Below are 19865 nucleotides of genomic sequence, written 5' to 3'. Positions count from 1 at the left end.
AGAAGGGCGGAGCTCCATGGCCCATAATCAAGGAGATAGAAAGATGGATCGAAAAAGAAGATACGAAGAACTGTTGAATAATATGAATCAATATAATTCGGGAACGAAAGGAATCACAAGAGTGGCCTTTACAAATGAGGAACAGGCATGCAGTCATGCCTTTATGCGTTTGTGTAAAAATGAGGGCCTAGAAATTAGAATGGATTATTGCGGCAATATTATTGCGAGAAGAGAAGGAAAGCAAAAAAATCTTCCGCCAGTTGTCATAGGGTCCCATCTAGATACCGTTTACCAAGGTGGTAAATACGATGGCGTAGTAGGAGTTACAGCAGGTTTAGAAGTGATAAAACGCCTCAATGAACAAAACCTGGAAACGGAACATCCGATTGAGATTATTTCTTTCGCCTGTGAAGAATCGTCTCGATTCGGGGTCTCAACGGTTGGAAGCAAAGCAATGGCAGGAACACTTCAAAAGGAGAAGTATCGTCATCTGAAGGATAAGGATGGAATTACCTTTGAAAAAGCTCTTTCACTTTGTGCTCTGCGATTTGATCAATTGGATTTGGCAAGCAGAGCGACAGAACGTTTTCAAGCTTTCTTTGAATTACATATTGAACAAGGTCCGATTCTGATGAATACCAATAAGAAAATTGGGATAGTAACAGGGGTTGCGGCACCCGTCCGCTTCATTATTGAAGTAAAAGGCGCTGCTTCACATTCTGGTACAACACCGATGAATATGCGCAAGGATGCATTGCTTGGGGCAAGTGAACTAGCGCTTGCTTTAGAAGAAGCAGCGAAAGAAGAACAGCATAACGGTACCGTCGCAACAATCGGGGTGCTTTCCATTCCAATGGGGGCGATGAATGTGGTACCAGGTACAGTCGAAATGAAAGTCGATATTCGCTCCACTTCGACTGCCTCTAGAAATAAAGTACTCACTGCTCTTTTAAAAAAAATGGAGGATGTTCAGGAAAGACGAGGTTTAACGATAACTTCACAGGAGATTAGCAAGGAAGAGCCTGTTCAGTTATCAAAAGAGCTTACTTTTCAAATAGAAAAAATTTGTCTGGAAAAAAAGCTTCCTTATCAATGGATGCAAAGTGGCGCTGGGCATGATGCCATGAATATGACTTCCTTCGGTCCAGTTGGGTTAATCTTTATTCCGTCTTTAAACGGGATTAGTCATCATCCAGATGAACATACCGATTTAGACGATATTTTAATCGGAATTGATGTATTAGAGGCAGCTGTATTACAGCAAGCAATAGCCGTGTATTAATTAAAGAAAGGAAGGAGAGAAAAAGGATGGCAGTGAAGGCAGAAATAATATTTAACAAGCAAGTAAGCAAGCGGTATTTTCATTTAAAAGTAAAAGTTCCCAATCAGCAGCTATTCCCAGTTCAAGCGGGTCAATTTTTTCATATCAAATGCAATGATGGACCTAAGCCCTTGTTACGCAGACCACTTAGTATTTTTCGCATCAATGAAGCAGAAGGTACATTGGAGTTTCTTTATTTAGTAAAAGGAGTTGGGACAAAGGCTTTAGCGGAGCGAAAGTCGGAAGAGACGCTGGATATACTTGGTCCATTAGGGAAGGGATTTAGCATAGCGGAAGGAAGTGAAAATATTCTTGTTGTTGCTAGAGGTGTAGGAATTGCCACCCTTTCCGCTCTTGCTTTCAAGATGAAAAGTAAGAATATTTCGTGTTTTGCGATTGTCAGTGCTAGAACAGAGGAAGATTATTTAGTGGAAGCGGAGTTAAAGGCAGCTGGTGTGGAAGCTGTGTTTGTAAATGATGAAGCTGGAACGAGTGATCCTCAGTACGTAAAACTTTTAGCAGAAACATGGATAAGCGAAAAAAAGATAGATGGCATCTATACATGTGGATCAAGAAGACTATCTATATTAATGAAGGAATTAGCATATGAACACAAGCTTTTTGCTGAAATCGCCTTGGAAGAAAATATGGGATGCGGGATTGGTTCTTGCTATGGATGTGTCTGTCAGATTGAAGAAGAGGAACGCATCCGGCCAGTCCGGATTTGTATGGAAGGTCCAGTCTTTCCGTTAGAAAAGGTGGTATTTGCATGAGTGGCTTGGAAGTAACATTAGGCAATCTTCATTTGCGAAATCCGGTTATGCCAGCGTCTGGAACATTTGCGGAACAAATGACTAATTATATTGATATCAATCAGATTGGAGCCATTATTCCCAAAAGCATTACAATGAATCGGCGAACAGGCAATCCTACCCCTCGTATTTGTGAAACAAAGGCTGGTGGCATGATTAATTCGATTGGGATTCAAAGTGAGGGATTAACGTATTTTAAAGAAAAGATCATCCCCTTTTATGCAGCTTTTTCGACTCCTCTTATCCCTAGTGTGTCAGCCGACAGCATCGAGGAATTTGTGGAGGTTAGCGCAGAGCTCGGTGCTATGGACGAGGTGGATGCCATTGAATTAAATATTTCCTGTCCCAATTTGAAAAATAATGGGATGGCGTTTGGCATGGATCCATCTATCTCACATGAATTAGTAAGCCAGGTACGAAAGACGACAAATAAGCCGCTCATTCCGAAGTTATCTCCTAATGTAACAAGTATTGTGGAGATTGCCAAAGCTTGTGAAGCAGCCGGCGCCGATATTTTAACGGTTTCCAACACATTTTTGGCTATGTCTATTGATGTTCATACTAGAAAACCGAAGATCAGCAATGTAATGGGCGGCTATTCCGGCCCAGCTATTTTGCCCCTCGTTGTCCGAATGGTTTACCAAGTGTATCAGGCAACCTCCCTTCCGATTATAGGATGCGGAGGCGTCATGAATGGAGAGGATGCCATCGAATTAATGCTCGCGGGTGCGTCCGCTGTACAAATTGGCACAGCTTCCTTCGTCGATCCAGAAGCAATGATAACGATCCGCGATGAAATAGAAGCCTATATGCAGGCACATGGAATAAAGGATATACAAGAGATTATTGGTGGAGTGGTGGTTCGGTAGTCGGATGGATGGAGGGTTGGCTGAAAAGGCAGCGGTTTTGGCTGATAAAAGAGAAGATTGGCTGAAAAGATAGCGATTTTGGCTGAAAAAACGAAAGAATGGCTGATATCCATGCCGTTTTGGCTGATAAACCCCAAAGAATGGCTGATATCCTCGCCGCATTGGTTGATAAATCAATTTTTTCATATAAAAAAGGAGTGGAGAATATGTTGTGGGATCATGTTATTAAAAACGGCTATTTATATACCGGAAATGGATTTAAAAAAGGGCATCTCTATATAAAAGACGGAAAGATTGCGGCCATCTCTCAGGATGAATTAGCGGGAGAAGCGGCAGAGGTAACAGATGGAGAGGGATTATATGTTTGTCCTGGCTTTATGGATACCCATATTCATTCAAGGGATCCAGGTCCAACGTATAAAGAAGATTTTTATTATAGCACCCAAGCTGCAGCGGCAGGTGGGATTACGACTGTTTTTGAAATGCCGAACACTAATCCTCCTATAAATAATGTCGAAAATTTTGAGAAACAAAAGAAAAACCTTGCGGCTAAAGCACATGTGGATTTCGCCATATGGGGAATCTGCTTAGGGGATGCTAACCGAGAGGATATCGTTCCACTGCATCATGCTGGGGTTATTGGCTTTAAGTTTTTCTGGGGCTATGCCATTAATAAAGAGACTTATCAGTTGATGTATAACTATAAGGATGGAGACGAAGGCGTCATTCCGCCGCTTTCAGATGGAGAGGTCTATAGTATTTTCCGAGAAGTTCAAAAAACGGGACAAATTCTTGCTATTCATGCGGAAAATAATCAAATAATTCAACGGCTGACAGAGGAAGTAGAAGCTTCCGGGAAAAGAGATTATGAGGCACTTCTGCAAGGACGCCCGAACTTAGCAGAGGAAATGACCATTCAATCTGGGATTGCATTGGCGAAAAGTCTTGGCACTAGACTGCATATTCTTCATGTAAGTACAGGAGAAGGGGTAAAGTTAATAAGACAAGCACAAGCAGATGGCTATACAAATATTACATCAGAAACATGTCCGCATTATCTCTTTTTATCCAATGAGGATTATGAAAGAGTTGGCCCGCAGATGAAGGTATATCCGCCTATTAAATATAAAAAGGATCAGGAAGAGCTGTGGAGAGGAATTCAAGATGGTACCGTAACGGTTGTCTGCTCCGACCATGCTCCTCATACCGAGGAAGAAAAGGATGGCAGCTTATGGGATATTCCTGCTGGAATGTGCGGTGTTGAAACATTAGCACCACTACTATTAAACGCAGTAAGTGAAGAGAAAATCTCTTTAGTCGATGCCTGTAAACTCCTTTCCGAAAACCCAGCAAGGCAATATGGAATCTATCCGCAAAAAGGATCATTACAAGTAGGAACCGATGCAGATATTACAATAGTAGATATGAAGAAAAAACATACTATTAAAAGAGAAGAGCTCCACAGTAAAAGCAAGGTAACAGCATACGACCAAACTCCTATTACAGGAATGCCAGTCGCCACCATTGTCCGCGGAACAAAAGTAATGGAAAACGGCCAAATTATCAGTCAACCAATTGGAAGAATCGTGGTGCCAGGAGGAGGGAATGAGAGGGACGGTTCTTCTTTCCAGCTTAGGAGCATAGGTGATTTGTGATTGCTTCTATTAAAGTTTTGTAGATAAAAAAAACAGGAGGAGAGCGGGATAAATGAATAAAAAAGAGAAGCTAGATTCTTTTATAAAACTATACCACCTAATCAACTTTTACTACGAAAACCGTGACCGCCCAGCAGATGGAGAATTCGACTTCTTTGAAGAAGTAAAAGCCAATTGTGAAACTTTAGAAATTGATTACGATGCGTTTATCCAGGAACTTCGATTGCAACGGTTGTGAGGGGGGAGAAGGGAATCAGAGGGAAGGCTCTGGATTCCCTTTTTTAAAGGATTTTATGACTTATTGGAGTTTTTTTCTGTTAAACTTAATCATCAATAATAATAAAAGTATTGATCCAGTTTTTTTAAGCAATTATTAAGGAGCTGAAAATGATGGTTAACATCAACTTTACTTATAAAGCCTCACTGTATCCTCCAAAAAATGTAAGTATTCAGCAATAAAAGCTTTAGGCTTTATAATTTTCACCTTATTACCGAATCCCGCTAAAAACTGGTAGGCAAATGGATTCATAGGCAATTCAATAGTGGCAAGATAACTTTCTGAATTCCTCTTGTTAACAGCGTTCTTGCCATATCTCTCGATAAATTGATCTCTGACTGCAACGTCTATCAATACCTGTACATTAACTAAATCTTGTTGTTCATTATGTTGCTTTTCTGCTTCCAATACCTTATCAGTTCTCGGTATAAAAAAACCGCCTTTGTTGATATTAGTCATCCTCGTCAATTTAAAGGTTCGATAATCTTCCCGTTCTAAACTATAACCAAAAAGGTACCAATGCATTTCTCGCAAATGCATCTTATAAGGTTCTACAACTCTGGAAGTTATATTTCCTATTGAATCTACATACTCAAATTTTACTAACCAGTTATTTTCCATTGCTTGTTTTATTAATAAAACATCTTCATCTATTTGACTTCTTCCTTTCCAATCATAAAAAGTTACATCTAATTTTGGAGATATATTTGCACTGGTCATTCCTTTGATTTTTAGAATAGTCGTTTGAATTTCTTGATTTGTAATCAGCTGCTCAAAACCACCTAAAGCTACGAGTATATTTTCAATATCCTTCTGATTTAGTAATCGTTTATCGAATTTATACTCATCCATTAGTGCATATCCACCTTCAGCACCATATTTCGCATAAATAGGGATGTTTGCATAGCTTAATGCTTCCATATCACGTTGAATCGTTCGTTTCGTTACATGAAAAAGTCGACTAAATTCTGATGCGGAAACAACTTCTTTTTGTAATAAGATCATTACTATTGAAATAAGTCGCTCAATTTTTTTCATTTTCTCCTCCTATATACGACATATAGTTGTCGCTTATGTCCTATTATACTTTAAATATAAAAAGGAGGAATTAAATATGAAAGCAATAGGTTATTTACAATTCGATGGAAAAGCAGAAGAAGCGATAGACTTCTATGAAAAGGCATTACATGCAACAAATGTAAAAAAGGTGAGATTTGGCGCTTTTGGTCAAGATCCTAATGCTCCATTAACGCAAGAAGAGCAAAACATGATTATGGAATCTCGTATTGAGTTTTCAGGGAATATTCTAATGATTTCTGACGTCCTGCCTTTTATGCAAGTTATTACGGGCGAAATCGTAAAAGGGAATACCGTCTTAATCAGTATTATTGATGCAGATCAAAATAGGAATCAGCAAATATTTGAAAAGCTTGCAGAAGATGGTACTGTAATCATGCCGTTAGCTTCTACACCATGGTCAGCAAGTTTCGGAATGGTAGTGGATAAGTACGGGGTAACGTGGAAATTTAACAGTGAGGCGAGTAAATTTCTAAATAGTTTTAAGTAGGCGCAGGCAATACAAAAATTGTACTAATAGTTCTTTGTAAAATAAATCCCTATCTATTTTCAAATAGATGGGGGTTTTTTTTGCTGTGATTTTCTAAAAGTAGAATGTGTTTCGGTAGGCAAGTCTTGCAGTATGATAACTGCTAGAGTACCATTAATTAAAAATAAATTAGATGAGGGGATAACAAATTTGAAAAAAGAAGTAGTAATCTTAATTGCGATTGTAATACTTGTTGTCATAATTTATGAGTTTATCGATTGGAGAGGAAAAACAGAGGATAGAGAGACAGAACCCAAAATAAACCAGGAGCAAGAAACTGGAATCCAATCTCTTTATGTTTCACCAACAGGAAATGATCGAAATGATGGAAGTAAGGAACATCCCTTTCAAACATTAAAAAAAGCGGCAGATAAAGCGGTAGCAGGGACAACTGTTTATATTCGTGAGGGGATTTACAAAGAACCGCTCACAGTTAAACATAGCGGCAAAAAAGAACTTCCGATTGTCTTTCAAGCCTATGACCAAGAGAAAGTAATAATTAGCGGTGTGGAGATGGCAGAAAAAGAAGAGGAGACATCTCTAATAACCATTCAGAATAAAAATTATGTTTCTATTAAAGGATTAATAATGGAAGACTTATCTACTAGTCTTGCTGATGAAACAGTAATGGGAATATATATAGCAGGGTCAAGCAGCCATATTGTGATAGAGAACAATGTAGTAAGAAAAATCAGCACCATGAACGAGGATGGGAATGCACATGGAATAGCAGTTTATGGAACAGAGGGAATGAAGAATATTGTCATTCGCAATAATGTGGTCCAAGATTTAAAGCTTGGAGCAAGTGAAGCACTTGTCTTAAATGGTAATATAGACGGATTTATCATTGAAGGGAATACAGTCCGTAATAATGATAATATTGGCATTGATCTAATTGGATACGAAGGAACGGGAAAAAAGGATGATTTCACCCGTAATGGAATAATCAGAAATAATATAGTATATAATAATTCTTCATTTGGTAATCCCGCTTATGGAGAGGATTATAGTGCAGCGGGGATATATGTAGATGGCGGCAAAAATATAAAAGTGAAAGCTAATACGGTTTATCTTAATGACCTTGGGATTGAGGCAACATCTGAGCATCGAAAGAAGTATGCAGATAATATTGAGATTACCCACAACATAGTTTATGAAAATGTTTATACCGGTATATCTATTGGGGGATATGACGAAGAGCGTGGCGGTACTACCAACACTATTATTGCAAAAAATACTCTCTATCAAAATGATACAAAGGGGTTAGAGGGGGGACAGCTGCTTCTGCAATATGATACCAAAAAGAATACCATCCAACAAAATATCATGACAACTAATTCTTCACAGTTATTTATCGTTAATGAATTTCAAAAAAATGTAGATAATCGACTAGTGAAAAATATTTATCATAAAGAAGAGAACAAACAGGGAAGATGGATCTGGAAAGGAGAAGAATATACAGATTTTATAGATTTTAAAGAAGCCTCCAACAGTGATAAGCAATCCATGTATATTGATCCAAAATATAAGAATCCCTTAAAGCATGACTTTGACTTGAAACCAAATTCCCCTGTTTACAATATTTTGAGTGAATGAGTAAGAAAGCAGGGGGGCTTCTGCTTTCCTTTTGTTCTATTGATTCCCATTTTATTCTAAGTGCTTTTTGAAATACAGCTGACTACTTGTGAAAGAATATGCACTTGGTTTTACACTCAATAGTTCAAAAATGGATAAGCAAAATTATAAATTTTTAATAAAAAGGAATCTTATTTATTATTGTAATTCCTTTTAAAATAATGAATTCTCCTAGAAAATATCCTATTAAAACCATAAAAAATTTTCATTATTTTTGATAAACTTATAATTGAATTGGAGGTTAGATGAGTATGAATGTAACGGAATTTCAGCAATGGGTAAAGGATTATTATGAAGGCAGAGGCTGGTCTGATCTAGACATATTTATTCGAATTGGCTTTTTAGCAGAAGAAACAGGTGAGGTAGCACGCGCTATAAGAGCTCTTGAAATTGGTAGAGACAGGCCAGATGAAGTAGTAGGCTCATATGAGGAAAATAAACAGGAGTTAACGGAAGAACTAGGTGATGTGCTGGGTAATTTAATAGTAATTGCCAACAAGTACAATATTCCACTAGAAGAAGTGTTTCAGTCACATAAAAAGAAACTATCTGATCGTTATTCACAAACGACAACTTCTCAATCGCTTTATTGATATTATTTCAAATATTTTCTCCCCAGTTTTAGGTTTGCTAGCTGCCACAGGTATTATCAAAGGTTTTAATGCATTATTCGTGGCATTTGGCTGGATCAGTAATGTACTAGTAAATGCTCAGACAGGCACAGTGGAGTCTACCTATGGAATCTATGCCTTATTAAAATGCGATAGGCGATGGTTTCTTCGTATTTTTGCCAATCTTCTTAGGTTATACGGCAATGAAAAAATTTGGCGGAACACCTATGTTAGGGATGGCTATCGCTACAGCTTTGGTACACCTAACTCTTGTGGATATCAAAGCGCTTGATCCAATTATGACAGTTTTTCAAGGAACACGATTAGAATCACCAATTCAAATCGAATTTTTAGGGATTCCCGTTGTTCTAATGACTTATACATCTAGTGTTATTCCGATTATCTTAGCAACCTATTTTGCGGAAAAAGTAAAAAAAATGGTTAGTAAAAGGTAATGCCAGCGGTGGTAAAAAGCTTTTTTGTTCCACTATTCACCTTGTTATTGATTGTCCCGCTAACATTCTTAATTATTTTATACGAGTTAGATAGTCTAAAAGTATGCCACTACCACCCGTAGCAAAACTGGTTGTTTTTGTTACAGTAATTTGATTTCTTATTTATGCTGTTGTTGTAAAAAACTTCAGTATATTCCGAAGAGCCATTCAATGAAATAAGGCTTATTGTGCTTTCTTGGCAGTTTTTTGAAGAAAGAATTGGTTTTGTAAAAGAAGGAGCCCAGAAGAGGTTGGGAATTGCCTGATGGTATTGTAGAAACCAAAGAGGCAATTAAAGATGCAGTAATTCAGAAAAAATATCTTTAATATGTGGTGATTAGGTACACCTGTAAGTGGGGAACTACAAACAAGTTCAGAAAAGTTTAGAAGTTGTACTTTTTATTATTGAAGAGGCTTTAAATCTGATTGAGAATAATGACTATAAAGATATATCGGAAGCTGGTTTCGATCTTTTCAGAAAGGATTCAAAAGACTTCAAGCTTTGGGATTTTTGGCTTGACGTAAAGAGAGGGAAAAGTAATAAGAGAGAGTGCTCAAAAGTCAGACTTTTGGCACTCTCTTCCTTTTCTTGATTTATTTTTAATAGCTTAATACAGAAACACAAATTATGGATTACTTACCATTTTACATAATTTGAAAATATCTCATCATTAAATTGATCAGCCCCATCCACATTTGAACTCTTAAATACTGGAGGGGTAATACCAGCTTCTATTAAAAGCTGTAGAGATTCAACGATGAGAGCTTGAGCAAGGAAGCATCCAACGGCATCTGAAGTAGCTCCAGAATAAATGTCAGAGTTTGAGATCCGGAAACCAGCATCACCGATAACAGCGCCATTATCGAGTACTACATCAGCAAGTTCATAAAGTTTTTTTCCGCTCTGGTGTCTTGAAGTTACACTTTGAGAATGTTTAATGCTCGTCATAGCAATGACCTTTGCTCCCTTTTTCCTTGCCTCTATAGCCATTTCAACGGGTACAGTATTTCTTCCTGAGTTTGATACAATCATAATTACATCTTTGTCTGATACTTCATGTAAATTTAAGTACGACTTCGCAAGTCCTTCGATTCTTTCAAGATAGGTGCTTTTATTTGGGCGTTCATGCAACATTAACTCTGGAGGTAAAATAGCTGTGACTAAGGCAAGTCCACCTGCACGATTATAAATCTCTTCGGCAATCATATGAGAGTGCCCAGAACCGAATACATAAAATCTTCCCCCCGACTTAACAGCTTGTGAGATGAGGTTAGCACCTTCTATAATGGCTTCTTCTTGTGTTTCTTGAACTTCCATTAAAATATTGTTAAAGAATTTACTATAATCCGCAAATAATGATCCCATTGTTCTTCCTCCATTAAAAGTTTTTATTTTGAATTTATTACTATGATAGCTTTTAAGCTTTACCATCCATAACGATGAGTGTCCCATCCTTTTTCAATTAGAGTTTGTTGGGCATACAATAACGTCTTAGATGGTATATCTTTCTCCACTGCAACACCTGATCCGATAACGCAATTACTGCCTACTTTAGTTCCCGGCATATATAGACTCAAAATACCGGTCCGAGTAAAGTCGCCAAAATAAACAGCATTTCCAAATTTCTCAGGAATTTCTCTTCTACCATTCACCTTTTGAGTTTGAGGCAGATCATCGAAACGAGTAATACCTACTGTGACTCCAGCAGCGATATCTGTTGATTCACCTATGATTCCGAACACTTCACCAAAATGTATAAAACTGACGTTATCAAAGGTAATACCGCTAAATTCTGCACAATGTCCAATGCGATTTTTACTCCCAATGACGCTATCAGGACCTATCCTACAAAAGTTTTCTATGCGACAATGAGAACCTATTACTACGTTTCCTTCTATAGTTACACCATTTTCAATTTTTGTATGATCTCCAATAATCGCATTTCCTTTTATCGTTACATATTTTCCTATTTCCACATGTTCTCCAAGCTTTATACATCCTTGAATATCAGCTGTCGGATGGATATTACAAGTCTCAGGAATATCATTATGTTGAAGTTTATTTGTCATAACCGATAGCGCCAGCTGATTAGCTTGCATTAGGTGCCAAGGCTTATCTATATCAATTACTCCATCTGTGATAGGATAGGATGAAACCGTATATCCTTCTTCTACTAACCATTGTAGACTTTGCTCAAATTCCATCTCGTGTTGTGGCATAACTCCTGTCGGTACATTTTTCATGAAACCTGGGTTATGGTGCAACATTCTCTTCAACGCTTTTGTACTTAGAGCAAAGACGCCTATGAGTCGCTCTTGTACATAATGAGGACGAGGGTGACCATAAATATTCTGAACACTGTTTCCGGTCCCTTTGGAAATTCCAAACCAATCAGGTGCAAATTCATTTGTTATAGGTTTAGATAAAATGAGTGTATCTACAGTATTAAGTTCTTTTTGATAGGCATCAACAAAACTAGTTAATCTCTCTAGAGTAATAAAGATATCTCCATACATGATCAACAAATGTTCGTCGTTAACGAGGGACACTACTTTTTCTAAACTATCTGCAGTCCCCTCAGTTACCGAGAGTTCAATAGTTTCAACTCCTTCAAAATCGCAAACAAGAGATTTAATTCTGCGTCCTAGATAACTAGTCACAATAATAATCCGGTCAAAAGACAAGCTCTTAAGATGGTTTACGAGATGAACGATATTTCCTTGGTTAGCTACTGGTAATGCTGCCTTAGGCCAATAATCATTATATGGCCACATTTTTTTTCCTTTACCTGCAGCCAATATAATAGCTGTTTTCACATCAATCACTCCGTATGTTTATTTAGTCAATTTAATCAAACCCTAAAAAGTAATGCAGTACGTCCTTTAAGTTGTTTAAATCTAATGAATCATATCCATAAAGATTTACACCATAATTCGAATTTATACCTCCTTTATAAATTGATATATACCAATTCTCTTTAATTATTATAAAAATATGTATATAATGTCAATAGAATAATCTTAAATAAAAGGAATGTGAAACATGAACAATAAAAAAACCCCTTTATATAAACAACTGAAAAAGGAAATTATACAAAAAATTGAAAGAGGGGAGTTGAAACCGGGTGATGTGTTACCACCTGAAAGAGAACTTGCAGAATTATTCGAAATGAGTCGTATGACGGTGAGGCAAGCTATTTCAGAATTGGTCAATGAATATATTCTCATAAGACGACACGGCAGCGGGACATATGTAGCTGAATCTAAAATTCCACAAGGTAGGCGTTTAAAGAGCTTTAGTGAGGACATGAGAGCGCGAGGGCTGTTGCCCGGATCCAAGGTTCTAGAGAAAACAATAATTGTAGAACCTCCTGCAAACATGATTGCTGATTTAAAATCTGAGGGAAAGATTCTTATGCTGAAGCGTTTAAGATTGGCAGATTTGTATCCTTTAGCAATTGAAACAATAATGCTGCCGATTGAAAAGTTTAATAATCTTGAAAGTAGAAACTTCGAGAACGAATCGCTATATCGAATCTTAGAGGATGAATACAGTATAAAGATTACAAAGGCTCAACAAAAAATCGAGGTAAGAATGCCTACTCCTCAGGAATCAGAATTACTTGAAATAAACTACTCTGTACCCGTCTTTCATTTTAAACAGATAACCTTTGATCAAAATAACGAAATTTTCGAGGTTGCTCATTCAGTATATAGGGGAGACAGATATGAAATAAATACTGAAATTTATAGCTAGACTATGAATACGAATCCAAAATAAGGGATTCGTATTTTTTTAAAATTAAATTGACAAAAATATCAGGTAAATATAAAATTTATGTAAATTGGTTCGTACCAATTTAGAATTGGTATAAACACTAAATAATTGGTGCTCTCGTTATGTTATTGCCGATCTATCGCTCCATTTTTCCGTTTCCGGCCTGGCCATATAATTTGGTATTGATACTAGTTTTGGTCTATATCTTAGTTGGTTTCATTTTAGGATTAGTCCTAAAAAAGAAAAACGCAAAACCTTGTACAGGATGTTAGTAAAATTATTAGTTCAGATGGTTCAGAAAAAATGTAGAAAAGGTGATAAAATGAGTGGTTTGTATGGATTAGTGGATATTGGAGGAACTAAAACCCTAATTGGAATAGCCACTAATGAAAAAATTATTGGCACACGTCAGTTGATGTCTAAAACTATAGAATCACCACAAATGCTGATAGATATTCTTATGAAAGAATTCGATTCATTAATAGCTGAAACGGACCATAAATATGGAAGGTTAAACTCGGTCGGTATAAGTGTCCCGGGTCCGTTAAATCGAGAAAATGGAGTTATTCATTTCACAGGAAATTTAAAGTGGTCCAATTTTAAGATTGTGGAAGAACTAAGAAAAAGGCTCAATGATATTCCGATAATCATAGATGATGACGCTAACGCTGCTGGTATTGCAGAAGCGATTTATGGAGCAGGAAAAGGCTATAAGAATCAAATATATTTGACAGTCAGTACAGGTATTGGAGGTGCAATCATTATAGATGAAAAACTATATTATGGAAAACAAGATCTTGCGGGCGAAATCGGCCATATGACGGTATCACCAGACGGACCACCATGCTCCTGTGGGAATTTCGGTTGCCTAGAAGCTTTGGCTTCTGGAACATCTATTGCAAAAAAAGGGGAGCAATTATTGATTCAAGAGCAATCTGAAGTATTATTAGAACTTGCCGGTAAGAATTCGGTTAATGCTGAAATGGTTTTTGAGGCAGTTAGGTTGGGAGATCAAGCCTGTTTTTCTATCATCCAACAAACTTGCCGATATTTAGGGATTGGTTTGGCAAATATAATACAAATTTTCAACCCTGACGCGATAATTTTAGGAGGCGGAATTATGAATAATCAGTCAAAACTATTAATTCCATTAATAGAAAATGAAATGAATCAACGCTTGTTCAAAATTCACAGGGGTCATCTGGATCTTAAATTGGCTGCACTTAGCGGACAGAGCGGTTTATGGGGAGCGTGGCATTTAGCCAAAAATTTCCCTTCTAGAGCGGAGAGAAACTCATCATGCCATATTTAATAGTAAATGCTGATGACTTTGGTCTTTCAAAAGGAGTAAATTACGGAATTATTGATGCACATGTAAGTGGAATTGTTACATCAACAACGCTAATGGTGAACATGCCGGCAGCGAAACATGCCTCAAGCCTAGCCAAAAAATATCCTTCTTTGGGTGTTGGAGTTCACCTCAACCTAACGGCAGGTAAACCTATTCATCAAAATGTTCCATCACTAGTCAATCAAAAGGGATATTTCCATAGCAAGAAAGAAGTTTTAAACAAGGCAAATGTAATTGAGATAGAAAAAGAACTTAGGGCACAAATGAACGAATTTTACACTTTTGGATTGAATCCTACTCACATAGATACTCATCATAATTTACACGGCACAGAGCCAGTTTCTTCGATTGTAAAAGTTTTGGCTGAAGAGTACCGGCTGCCAATACGTCAATTAAATAAGGATGATTCAGCGATAAACACTCTAGAGTTTTGTTCTAAATTCCATGATGATAATGCTTCTTATGAAACTTTATTGGATATTTTTGAGCGTGCAAGTGTGACCCCTTTAGAAATGATGTGTCATCCTGGTTTTGTTGATCAACAACTTTTAAATCACAGTTCTTATAATATACAAAGAATAAAGGAATTAGGTATATTAACTGATCCCTTTACAATAACTGCCATTCAAAAAGCTAGTATCCAGTTAATATCTTACAAGGAGCTCAGATGGTAATAATTCTGTCTATATGCAGTACTTTTCAATTTTTACAATTATATGTGTTCAAAGATATATTGCAATGGCAACGATGTTAGGGATTGTAGTCATTGGTGGTTTAATCCCGCAACTTGTACAATTAGCCACTCCTTATGTACTAAAAGTGGGAGGTGCAGAAATAAAGTTCCAGGAAATCTTTGATTGGATTTTACCTAGCTTACATCCCTTAGCTATTACAGTTATTAGTTTCCTATTAATTAAGTAAGGTTTTAGTGCAATCAAAATTTTAATGGGAATGATTATTTTTTGTGTATTGGGTAAATAGATTGGTATTTTATAATGAATAAGGTGATAAAATGAATATTTATTGTGGATCAGCTAAAGTTGATATCACACCTACTGAAAGTAAGCTTTTAGCAGGTTATATGGCTACAAGACAATCTAAGGGAATTCATGATCCAATTTATGCACGAATTGTTGCAATCAGATCTCAACAGACTTTTATAATTCTAGTTAGCTTAGATTTGATTTGTATAGATCAAAACTATACAGTCGAACTTCGCAAAAAAATTTCAGACCAAACGAATGTTTCAAAAGAATGTATCTTCCTTCACGCTACGCATACTCATTCTGGTCCAGGGGGGACTATTCAGGAAACATCTCCCATCTGGAGAGCATTTCCTGATTTATGGATGCCATACGATAGAATACTTGTAAATGAACAACATAAAAAAATTGTTGAGGCTGTTAAACTAGCATTGGAAAATTTAGAAGAATGTAAAGTTAGTATTTGTGAGGGGGAAGTCAGCGGCATTGCTGCTAATAGGATATCATCTGAAATAGAATATTCCTCAATTTTAAAAGTAATAGAATTTGAATATTGCAGAACGAACAAAAAGATTATAGTGTATCACTTTGCATGCCATCCAACGATAATGAATAGAAACAACCTTCTAATTAGTGCTGATTTCCCTGGAGTAACTAGCTCTAATTTAGAAAATGAAAATAATGTAGAAATTGCATTATTTATAAATGGTCCGTCAGGTGATATTAGTACACGTTTTACAAGAAAAGAGGCAAGTTTTTATGAAGTAAGAAGGGTAGGAACAGTATTATCAGCAGCGGTACTGGAATTATTAACTCACAAAAAACAAATCAAGGTTGATACCATAAGTTCTAAAATAGAGAAAGTAGATTTGGCCCTTCGCAACATAGAAGATTCTGCACAACTGCAGCATAAATTGCACGAACTTAAACAAAGACATAAAATCCAAAGAGTAACAGCTGGAAATAACTGTGCCTATTTAAGAAAGATAGAATCAGAGATTGAAGGTGTTTCTGCATTAATCAAGAAATCAGGAGCGTTAGAAAATTCATTAACCATTTCTACCGAAATACAAGTATTAAAGCTGGGTGAGATCTTATTTGTATCAATACCTGGAGAAATATTTAATGAAACTGGAACAGAAATAACTAATAACTACAACGGAGTACCAGTATTCATAGCTGGTAACACTAACGACTACATAGGATATATAGTCCCAGAAGGCTACTATGCGAGTGACAGCTATGAGGCATATATGACGTTATTAGAAAAAGGATCCTCAGAAAAAATAAGAGACACAATACTCTATATGATGGACCAATTATAGGTGAGTATTTTACTCCATTAATGGCGCGATTGTTTAACAACACAAACAGAAAATGATCAAATTTTTTATAAAAAACGTCCATGAAATATATTAAGAGAAAAAAACAGGCTCTGTCCTCCGTTGGCATTATCCCTTCAGCAGGGCGGACTGTATCTCCAGTAAACGGTATTGTTACGACTCTTTTCAAAACAAAGCATGCCATCGGAATTACATCTGACAATGGGGCAGAAATCTTAATTCATATTGGAATGGATACAGTCCAGCTGGAGGGTAAATACTTCACAGCACATGTAAAACAAGGAGATAAAGTGAGTGCTGGTGACTTGTTATTAGAATTTGATATGGAAAAAATTAGAGAAGAAGGATACAATCTGATTACTCCTGTTATTATTACAAACAGTGCTGATTTTAAACAAATCGATACGACAAGGGAAAGGGCAGTAAGTGAAAAGCAAGTTGTCGCGTTCTGTTACAGACGGAGAAAATAAATTAATTCTTCTTCCAAGTTCACTCATCGATAATCGACTATTTTGGTTTAATTCATCGATTATTTTCTTATCAATTAAATCTATTTTCATTTTTAATAAAAAACCTCCATTTTTATTAATTTTATAAAGTGTTTCGAAGGAAAATATATCATTTTTAATGGGAATCTTTTATATTCTCCAGTAAAATTAATTCTACAAGGAGGTAGTAAGGATGGCAAGAATTAATGAATCAAAAAACGGTGAAACACCTTTTCAAAGACTCTTAGGATATAATGTAGATGTCTTAAATGGATGGAATCAATTAGGAGATGTGTTAGAAAAAGATTTGAATCTATCATCCCATCTAAAAGAACAAGTAAGAAGAACCTTAGCACAAAGCAATGGGTGTGAATATTGCAAGGCAAAGGGAAAACCTGAACCCCACCTGTTCGATGAAAAAACGTCGATTGCAGTAGGGTTTGCAGAAGCCTTTTTGAAGCAAAAAGGGGATATTTCAGATGCTCAATTTAATATATTGAGAGAGTATCTTTCAGAAGCGGAAATCAGTGAGCTTATTGCGTTTATCACCTTTACTACCGCTTCCCAATATTTTGGCGCAATAATGAAATTAGAGCCTGTGACAATATAACAGATTCAGAGGGACGGTTCTGCCGCTTCCCTTTTGTCAATTAATGGCGAGGAAATTGGAGATAAATAGATATAAAGATAGAGAAACATACCGCCTAATGAGATTTTGTTATAAGCAATTAAGGCATTATCAATAGGAATGAAGCAAGAAAGCTTAACGCAAAATGTCGGCATAGCTTTAACAAAAAAGGCAATGGATACTGCTGAACAGAATAGTGATAAATTACTAATAATGCTAGAAGCCCCACATCCCACACTAGGGAAATCGATTGATCTTTCGGTTTGATTGCTATCCAGCACCAAGCAAGTGAGGACAAGGAAAAAGGACCATTTTTATGGTTCTTTTTTTCTTTGTAAGTCAATTAGATCTTTATAATATATTTATACTTAACCTATTAAATTTACGTAAAAAGTGTATTTCATTCATCCTAAAAAATCTCCATCCAATAATTCATTTATTAGTATGTGATTAAGGATATATTTATTAGAATTGGCTTTTTAGCAGAAGAAACAGGTGAGGTAGCACGCGCTATAAGAGCTCTTGAAATTGGTAGAGACAGGCCAGATGAAGTAGTAGGCTCATATGAGGAAAATAAACAGGAGTTAACGGAAGAACTAGGTGATGTGCTGGGTAATTTAATAGTAATTGCCAACAAGTACAATATTCCACTAGAAGAAGTGTTTCAGTCACATAAAAAGAAACTATCTGATCGTTATTCACAAGCTTAGCAAAATAGTAAGTTTCACTTAAGGGGGGACAATTCCAGTCTTCTGCTACTGAAGAAGCAAAGCAATTGCATAATAGGATAACTGCAGAACCTTATGCCAAAGGGATTAAAAATGTTTGTATGCTGCACTTTTAAAGGGAAATTACAGTTTTTTAAATCCAGCTGCCAATAAGGTATCTGGATTTTTTTCAGGAAGGGGAAAGCGAATTTAATTTAATTCTTGGATTGGATATTCCCTTCCTGCATATTTTGCGCTTTGATTCTTGTTGACACTCCATTTCTTTGTTCCTTATTATAGAAATAATAACGGAAAAATAGCAGAAATTAGAAAGGTGGTGCAAATTTGAAAGTAATTAAAGTTTTCAATAACAATATTATTAGTGTCGTAAATAATCAAAACAAAGAATTAATGATAATGGGAAGAGGAATTGGATTTCAGGTAAAACCTGGAGATCTGGTCAATAAGAAAAAAATTGAAAAAATCTATACGCTAGACAGCAAAGAAGTATCGGAAAAATTTAAAACCCTGCTTCGTGAAGTTCCTATTGAAGTAATGGAAGTATGTGAAGAGATCATCCTATATGCTAAAACGGTATATCATAAGAAATTAAATGATATTATTTATGTTGCTTTGACCGACCATATTAATTTTGCAATTCAACGAAAAAAAGATGGCTATGAAATTAAAAATGCTCTCATGTGGGAAACGAAGAAATTATATAAAGATGAGTTTGCTATTGGGGTGGAAGCTATTAAGATGATAAAGGAAAGGCTTGGGATTGAGCTTCCTGAGGATGAAGCTGGTTTTATAGCTCTTCATATTCTGAACGCAGAGTTGAACGATGATATCACCAATATTATGTCTATTACCAAAGTCATTCAGGAACTTTTAACGATTGTAAAATATCATTTTAAGATAGACTTTGATGAGGAGTCGTTAAATTATTTTCGTTTTATCACGCACCTGAAGTTTTTTGCCCAAAGAATGCTCACTCGTACTTATATGGATAATGATGATGATGATTTATTTAATATCGTAAAAGAGAAACATCCAAAAGCCTTTTCCTGTTCGGTAAAAATTAATGATTATCTTAAAAAAGAGTATCATTATGCACCAACCAATGAAGAACTGCTTTACTTAACGATTCATATTGAAAGAGTGTGTCAGCGTTAAATTGTTCAAAATTTACATTTATCAAAAAAAGAAAGGGTTTACATTTTAGTGGATTTATATTATATTGAAGGCAACAGCAAAATATCAGACCGTAATAGGGTTGTTACTGGTAAAGCAGGCAAAACCTAAGT

21 protein-coding genes and 2 pseudogenes are annotated in these 19865 nt (G+C 36.2%); 19 read left to right on the top strand and 4 right to left on the bottom strand.

All coding sequences use genetic code 11. The features are described from left to right. Positions 1 to 16: 16 nt before the first annotated feature. The 5 genes from NSS71_RS16820 to NSS71_RS16800 all read left to right on the top strand — a co-directional run bounded on the left by NSS71_RS16820 (position 17) and on the right by NSS71_RS16800 (position 4895). Positions 17 to 1282, top strand: a complete 1266-nt coding sequence (locus tag NSS71_RS16820; RefSeq protein WP_235844508.1) for a Zn-dependent hydrolase — start codon at positions 17 to 19, stop codon at positions 1280 to 1282. Positions 1283 to 1308: 26 nt separating this feature from the next. Then, positions 1309 to 2094: a dihydroorotate dehydrogenase electron transfer subunit gene (locus NSS71_RS16815; RefSeq protein ID WP_341151847.1), complete on the top strand. Its 786-nt coding sequence runs from the start codon at positions 1309 to 1311 to the stop codon at positions 2092 to 2094. Continuing rightward, entirely contained in the window at positions 2091 to 3002 is a 912-nt protein-coding gene (locus NSS71_RS16810; RefSeq protein ID WP_341151846.1) for a dihydroorotate dehydrogenase, read from the top strand. Before NSS71_RS16815 ends, NSS71_RS16810 begins: the two co-directional genes overlap by 4 nt. 206 nt (positions 3003 to 3208) lie before the next feature. Continuing rightward, a complete protein-coding gene (allB, locus tag NSS71_RS16805; RefSeq protein WP_341151845.1) occupies positions 3209 to 4657 on the top strand; it encodes an allantoinase AllB in 1449 nt (482 codons plus the stop codon). A 52-nt stretch (positions 4658 to 4709) separates the two neighbouring features. Continuing rightward, positions 4710 to 4895 carry a hypothetical protein gene (locus NSS71_RS16800; protein WP_144545740.1) on the top strand — a complete coding sequence of 62 codons (186 nt, stop codon included), beginning with the start codon at positions 4710 to 4712 and terminating at the stop codon, positions 4893 to 4895. Positions 4896 to 5063: 168 nt separating this feature from the next. Here NSS71_RS16800 and NSS71_RS16795 read toward each other — a convergent pair whose 3' ends face one another. Further along, a complete protein-coding gene (locus NSS71_RS16795; RefSeq protein WP_341151844.1) occupies positions 5064 to 5972 on the bottom strand; it encodes a helix-turn-helix transcriptional regulator in 909 nt (302 codons plus the stop codon). Between the two features lie 76 nt (positions 5973 to 6048). Between NSS71_RS16795 and NSS71_RS16790 the strand changes: the two genes are divergently transcribed. From NSS71_RS16790 to NSS71_RS16775, 4 genes and pseudogenes are all read left to right on the top strand, one after another. Further along, complete coding sequence (locus NSS71_RS16790; RefSeq protein ID WP_341151843.1) at positions 6049 to 6501, top strand: VOC family protein; 453 nt, start codon at positions 6049 to 6051, stop codon at positions 6499 to 6501. 189 nt (positions 6502 to 6690) lie between these two features. After that, positions 6691 to 8136, top strand: a complete 1446-nt coding sequence (locus tag NSS71_RS16785; protein ID WP_341151842.1) for a right-handed parallel beta-helix repeat-containing protein — start codon at positions 6691 to 6693, stop codon at positions 8134 to 8136. A gap of 290 nt (positions 8137 to 8426) precedes the next feature. Further along, positions 8427 to 8768 (top strand): MazG nucleotide pyrophosphohydrolase domain-containing protein, encoded by a 342-nt coding sequence (locus tag NSS71_RS16780; protein WP_047941978.1) that lies wholly within the window; start codon positions 8427 to 8429, stop codon positions 8766 to 8768. Further along, a pseudogene (locus NSS71_RS16775) lies at positions 8749 to 9318 on the top strand (PTS transporter subunit EIIC); the annotation flags it as partial. The gene NSS71_RS16780 and the pseudogene NSS71_RS16775, both read left to right, overlap by 20 nt. Before the next feature lie 599 nt (positions 9319 to 9917). Here NSS71_RS16775 and NSS71_RS16770 read toward each other — a convergent pair. Together NSS71_RS16770 and NSS71_RS16765 are read right to left on the bottom strand one after the other, a co-directional pair. Further along, positions 9918 to 10646: an SIS domain-containing protein gene (locus NSS71_RS16770; RefSeq protein WP_047941982.1), complete on the bottom strand. Its 729-nt coding sequence runs from the start codon at positions 10644 to 10646 to the stop codon at positions 9918 to 9920. A 59-nt stretch (positions 10647 to 10705) separates the two neighbouring features. Further along, on the bottom strand, positions 10706 to 12097 hold the full coding sequence (locus tag NSS71_RS16765) for a sugar phosphate nucleotidyltransferase (protein WP_047941983.1): 1392 nt from the start codon (positions 12095 to 12097) through the stop codon (positions 10706 to 10708). 226 nt (positions 12098 to 12323) lie between these two features. Between NSS71_RS16765 and NSS71_RS16760 the strand changes: the two genes are divergently transcribed. The 6 genes from NSS71_RS16760 (at position 12324) to NSS71_RS16735 (ending at position 17205) form a co-directional block, all read left to right on the top strand. Then, a complete protein-coding gene (locus NSS71_RS16760) occupies positions 12324 to 13037 on the top strand; it encodes a GntR family transcriptional regulator (RefSeq protein ID WP_061799376.1) in 714 nt (237 codons plus the stop codon). 343 nt (positions 13038 to 13380) lie between these two features. Continuing rightward, on the top strand, positions 13381 to 14370 hold the full coding sequence (locus tag NSS71_RS16755) for an ROK family protein (protein WP_341151841.1): 990 nt from the start codon (positions 13381 to 13383) through the stop codon (positions 14368 to 14370). Beyond that, positions 14358 to 15083 carry a chitin disaccharide deacetylase gene (chbG, locus tag NSS71_RS16750; protein ID WP_341133074.1) on the top strand — a complete coding sequence of 242 codons (726 nt, stop codon included), beginning with the start codon at positions 14358 to 14360 and terminating at the stop codon, positions 15081 to 15083. The genes NSS71_RS16755 and chbG overlap by 13 nt, the downstream gene beginning before the upstream one ends. A gap of 13 nt (positions 15084 to 15096) precedes the next feature. Next, positions 15097 to 15330: a PTS system mannose/fructose/sorbose family transporter subunit IID gene (locus tag NSS71_RS16745; protein ID WP_047941986.1), complete on the top strand. Its 234-nt coding sequence runs from the start codon at positions 15097 to 15099 to the stop codon at positions 15328 to 15330. 91 nt (positions 15331 to 15421) lie between these two features. Continuing rightward, positions 15422 to 16717, top strand: coding sequence for a neutral/alkaline non-lysosomal ceramidase N-terminal domain-containing protein (locus NSS71_RS16740; protein WP_047941988.1), 1296 nt, complete (start codon positions 15422 to 15424; stop codon positions 16715 to 16717). Between the two features lie 80 nt (positions 16718 to 16797). After that, positions 16798 to 17205, top strand: a complete 408-nt coding sequence (locus NSS71_RS16735) for a PTS sugar transporter subunit IIA (RefSeq protein WP_445668936.1) — start codon at positions 16798 to 16800, stop codon at positions 17203 to 17205. Here NSS71_RS16735 and NSS71_RS16730 read toward each other — a convergent pair. Continuing rightward, positions 17179 to 17295 (bottom strand): annotated as a pseudogene (locus NSS71_RS16730) (AsnC family transcriptional regulator); the annotation flags it as partial. The gene NSS71_RS16735 and the pseudogene NSS71_RS16730 sit on opposite strands and share 27 nt — an antisense overlap. Before the next feature lie 121 nt (positions 17296 to 17416). Here NSS71_RS16730 and NSS71_RS16725 point away from each other — a divergent pair. The 4 genes from NSS71_RS16725 to licT all read left to right on the top strand — a co-directional run bounded on the left by NSS71_RS16725 (position 17417) and on the right by licT (position 19734). Further along, on the top strand, positions 17417 to 17833 hold the full coding sequence (locus NSS71_RS16725) for a carboxymuconolactone decarboxylase family protein (RefSeq protein WP_061799362.1): 417 nt from the start codon (positions 17417 to 17419) through the stop codon (positions 17831 to 17833). 117 nt (positions 17834 to 17950) lie between these two features. Beyond that, positions 17951 to 18118 (top strand): YjfB family protein, encoded by a 168-nt coding sequence (locus NSS71_RS16720; protein ID WP_268874849.1) that lies wholly within the window; start codon positions 17951 to 17953, stop codon positions 18116 to 18118. A gap of 179 nt (positions 18119 to 18297) precedes the next feature. Next, entirely contained in the window at positions 18298 to 18561 is a 264-nt protein-coding gene (locus NSS71_RS16715; RefSeq protein WP_061799360.1) for a MazG nucleotide pyrophosphohydrolase domain-containing protein, read from the top strand. A 342-nt stretch (positions 18562 to 18903) separates the two neighbouring features. Beyond that, positions 18904 to 19734, top strand: a complete 831-nt coding sequence (gene licT / locus NSS71_RS16710) for a BglG family transcription antiterminator LicT (protein WP_061799358.1) — start codon at positions 18904 to 18906, stop codon at positions 19732 to 19734. Positions 19735 to 19865 lie beyond the last annotated feature (131 nt).

It is taken from the genome of Niallia sp. FSL W8-0951 (genome assembly GCF_038006525.1).
Lineage (GTDB): Bacteria > Bacillota > Bacilli > Bacillales > Cytobacillaceae > Niallia > Niallia circulans.
Note: the sequence above shows the minus strand (reverse complement) of the source record. Positions and strands in the feature narration are given on the sequence as shown.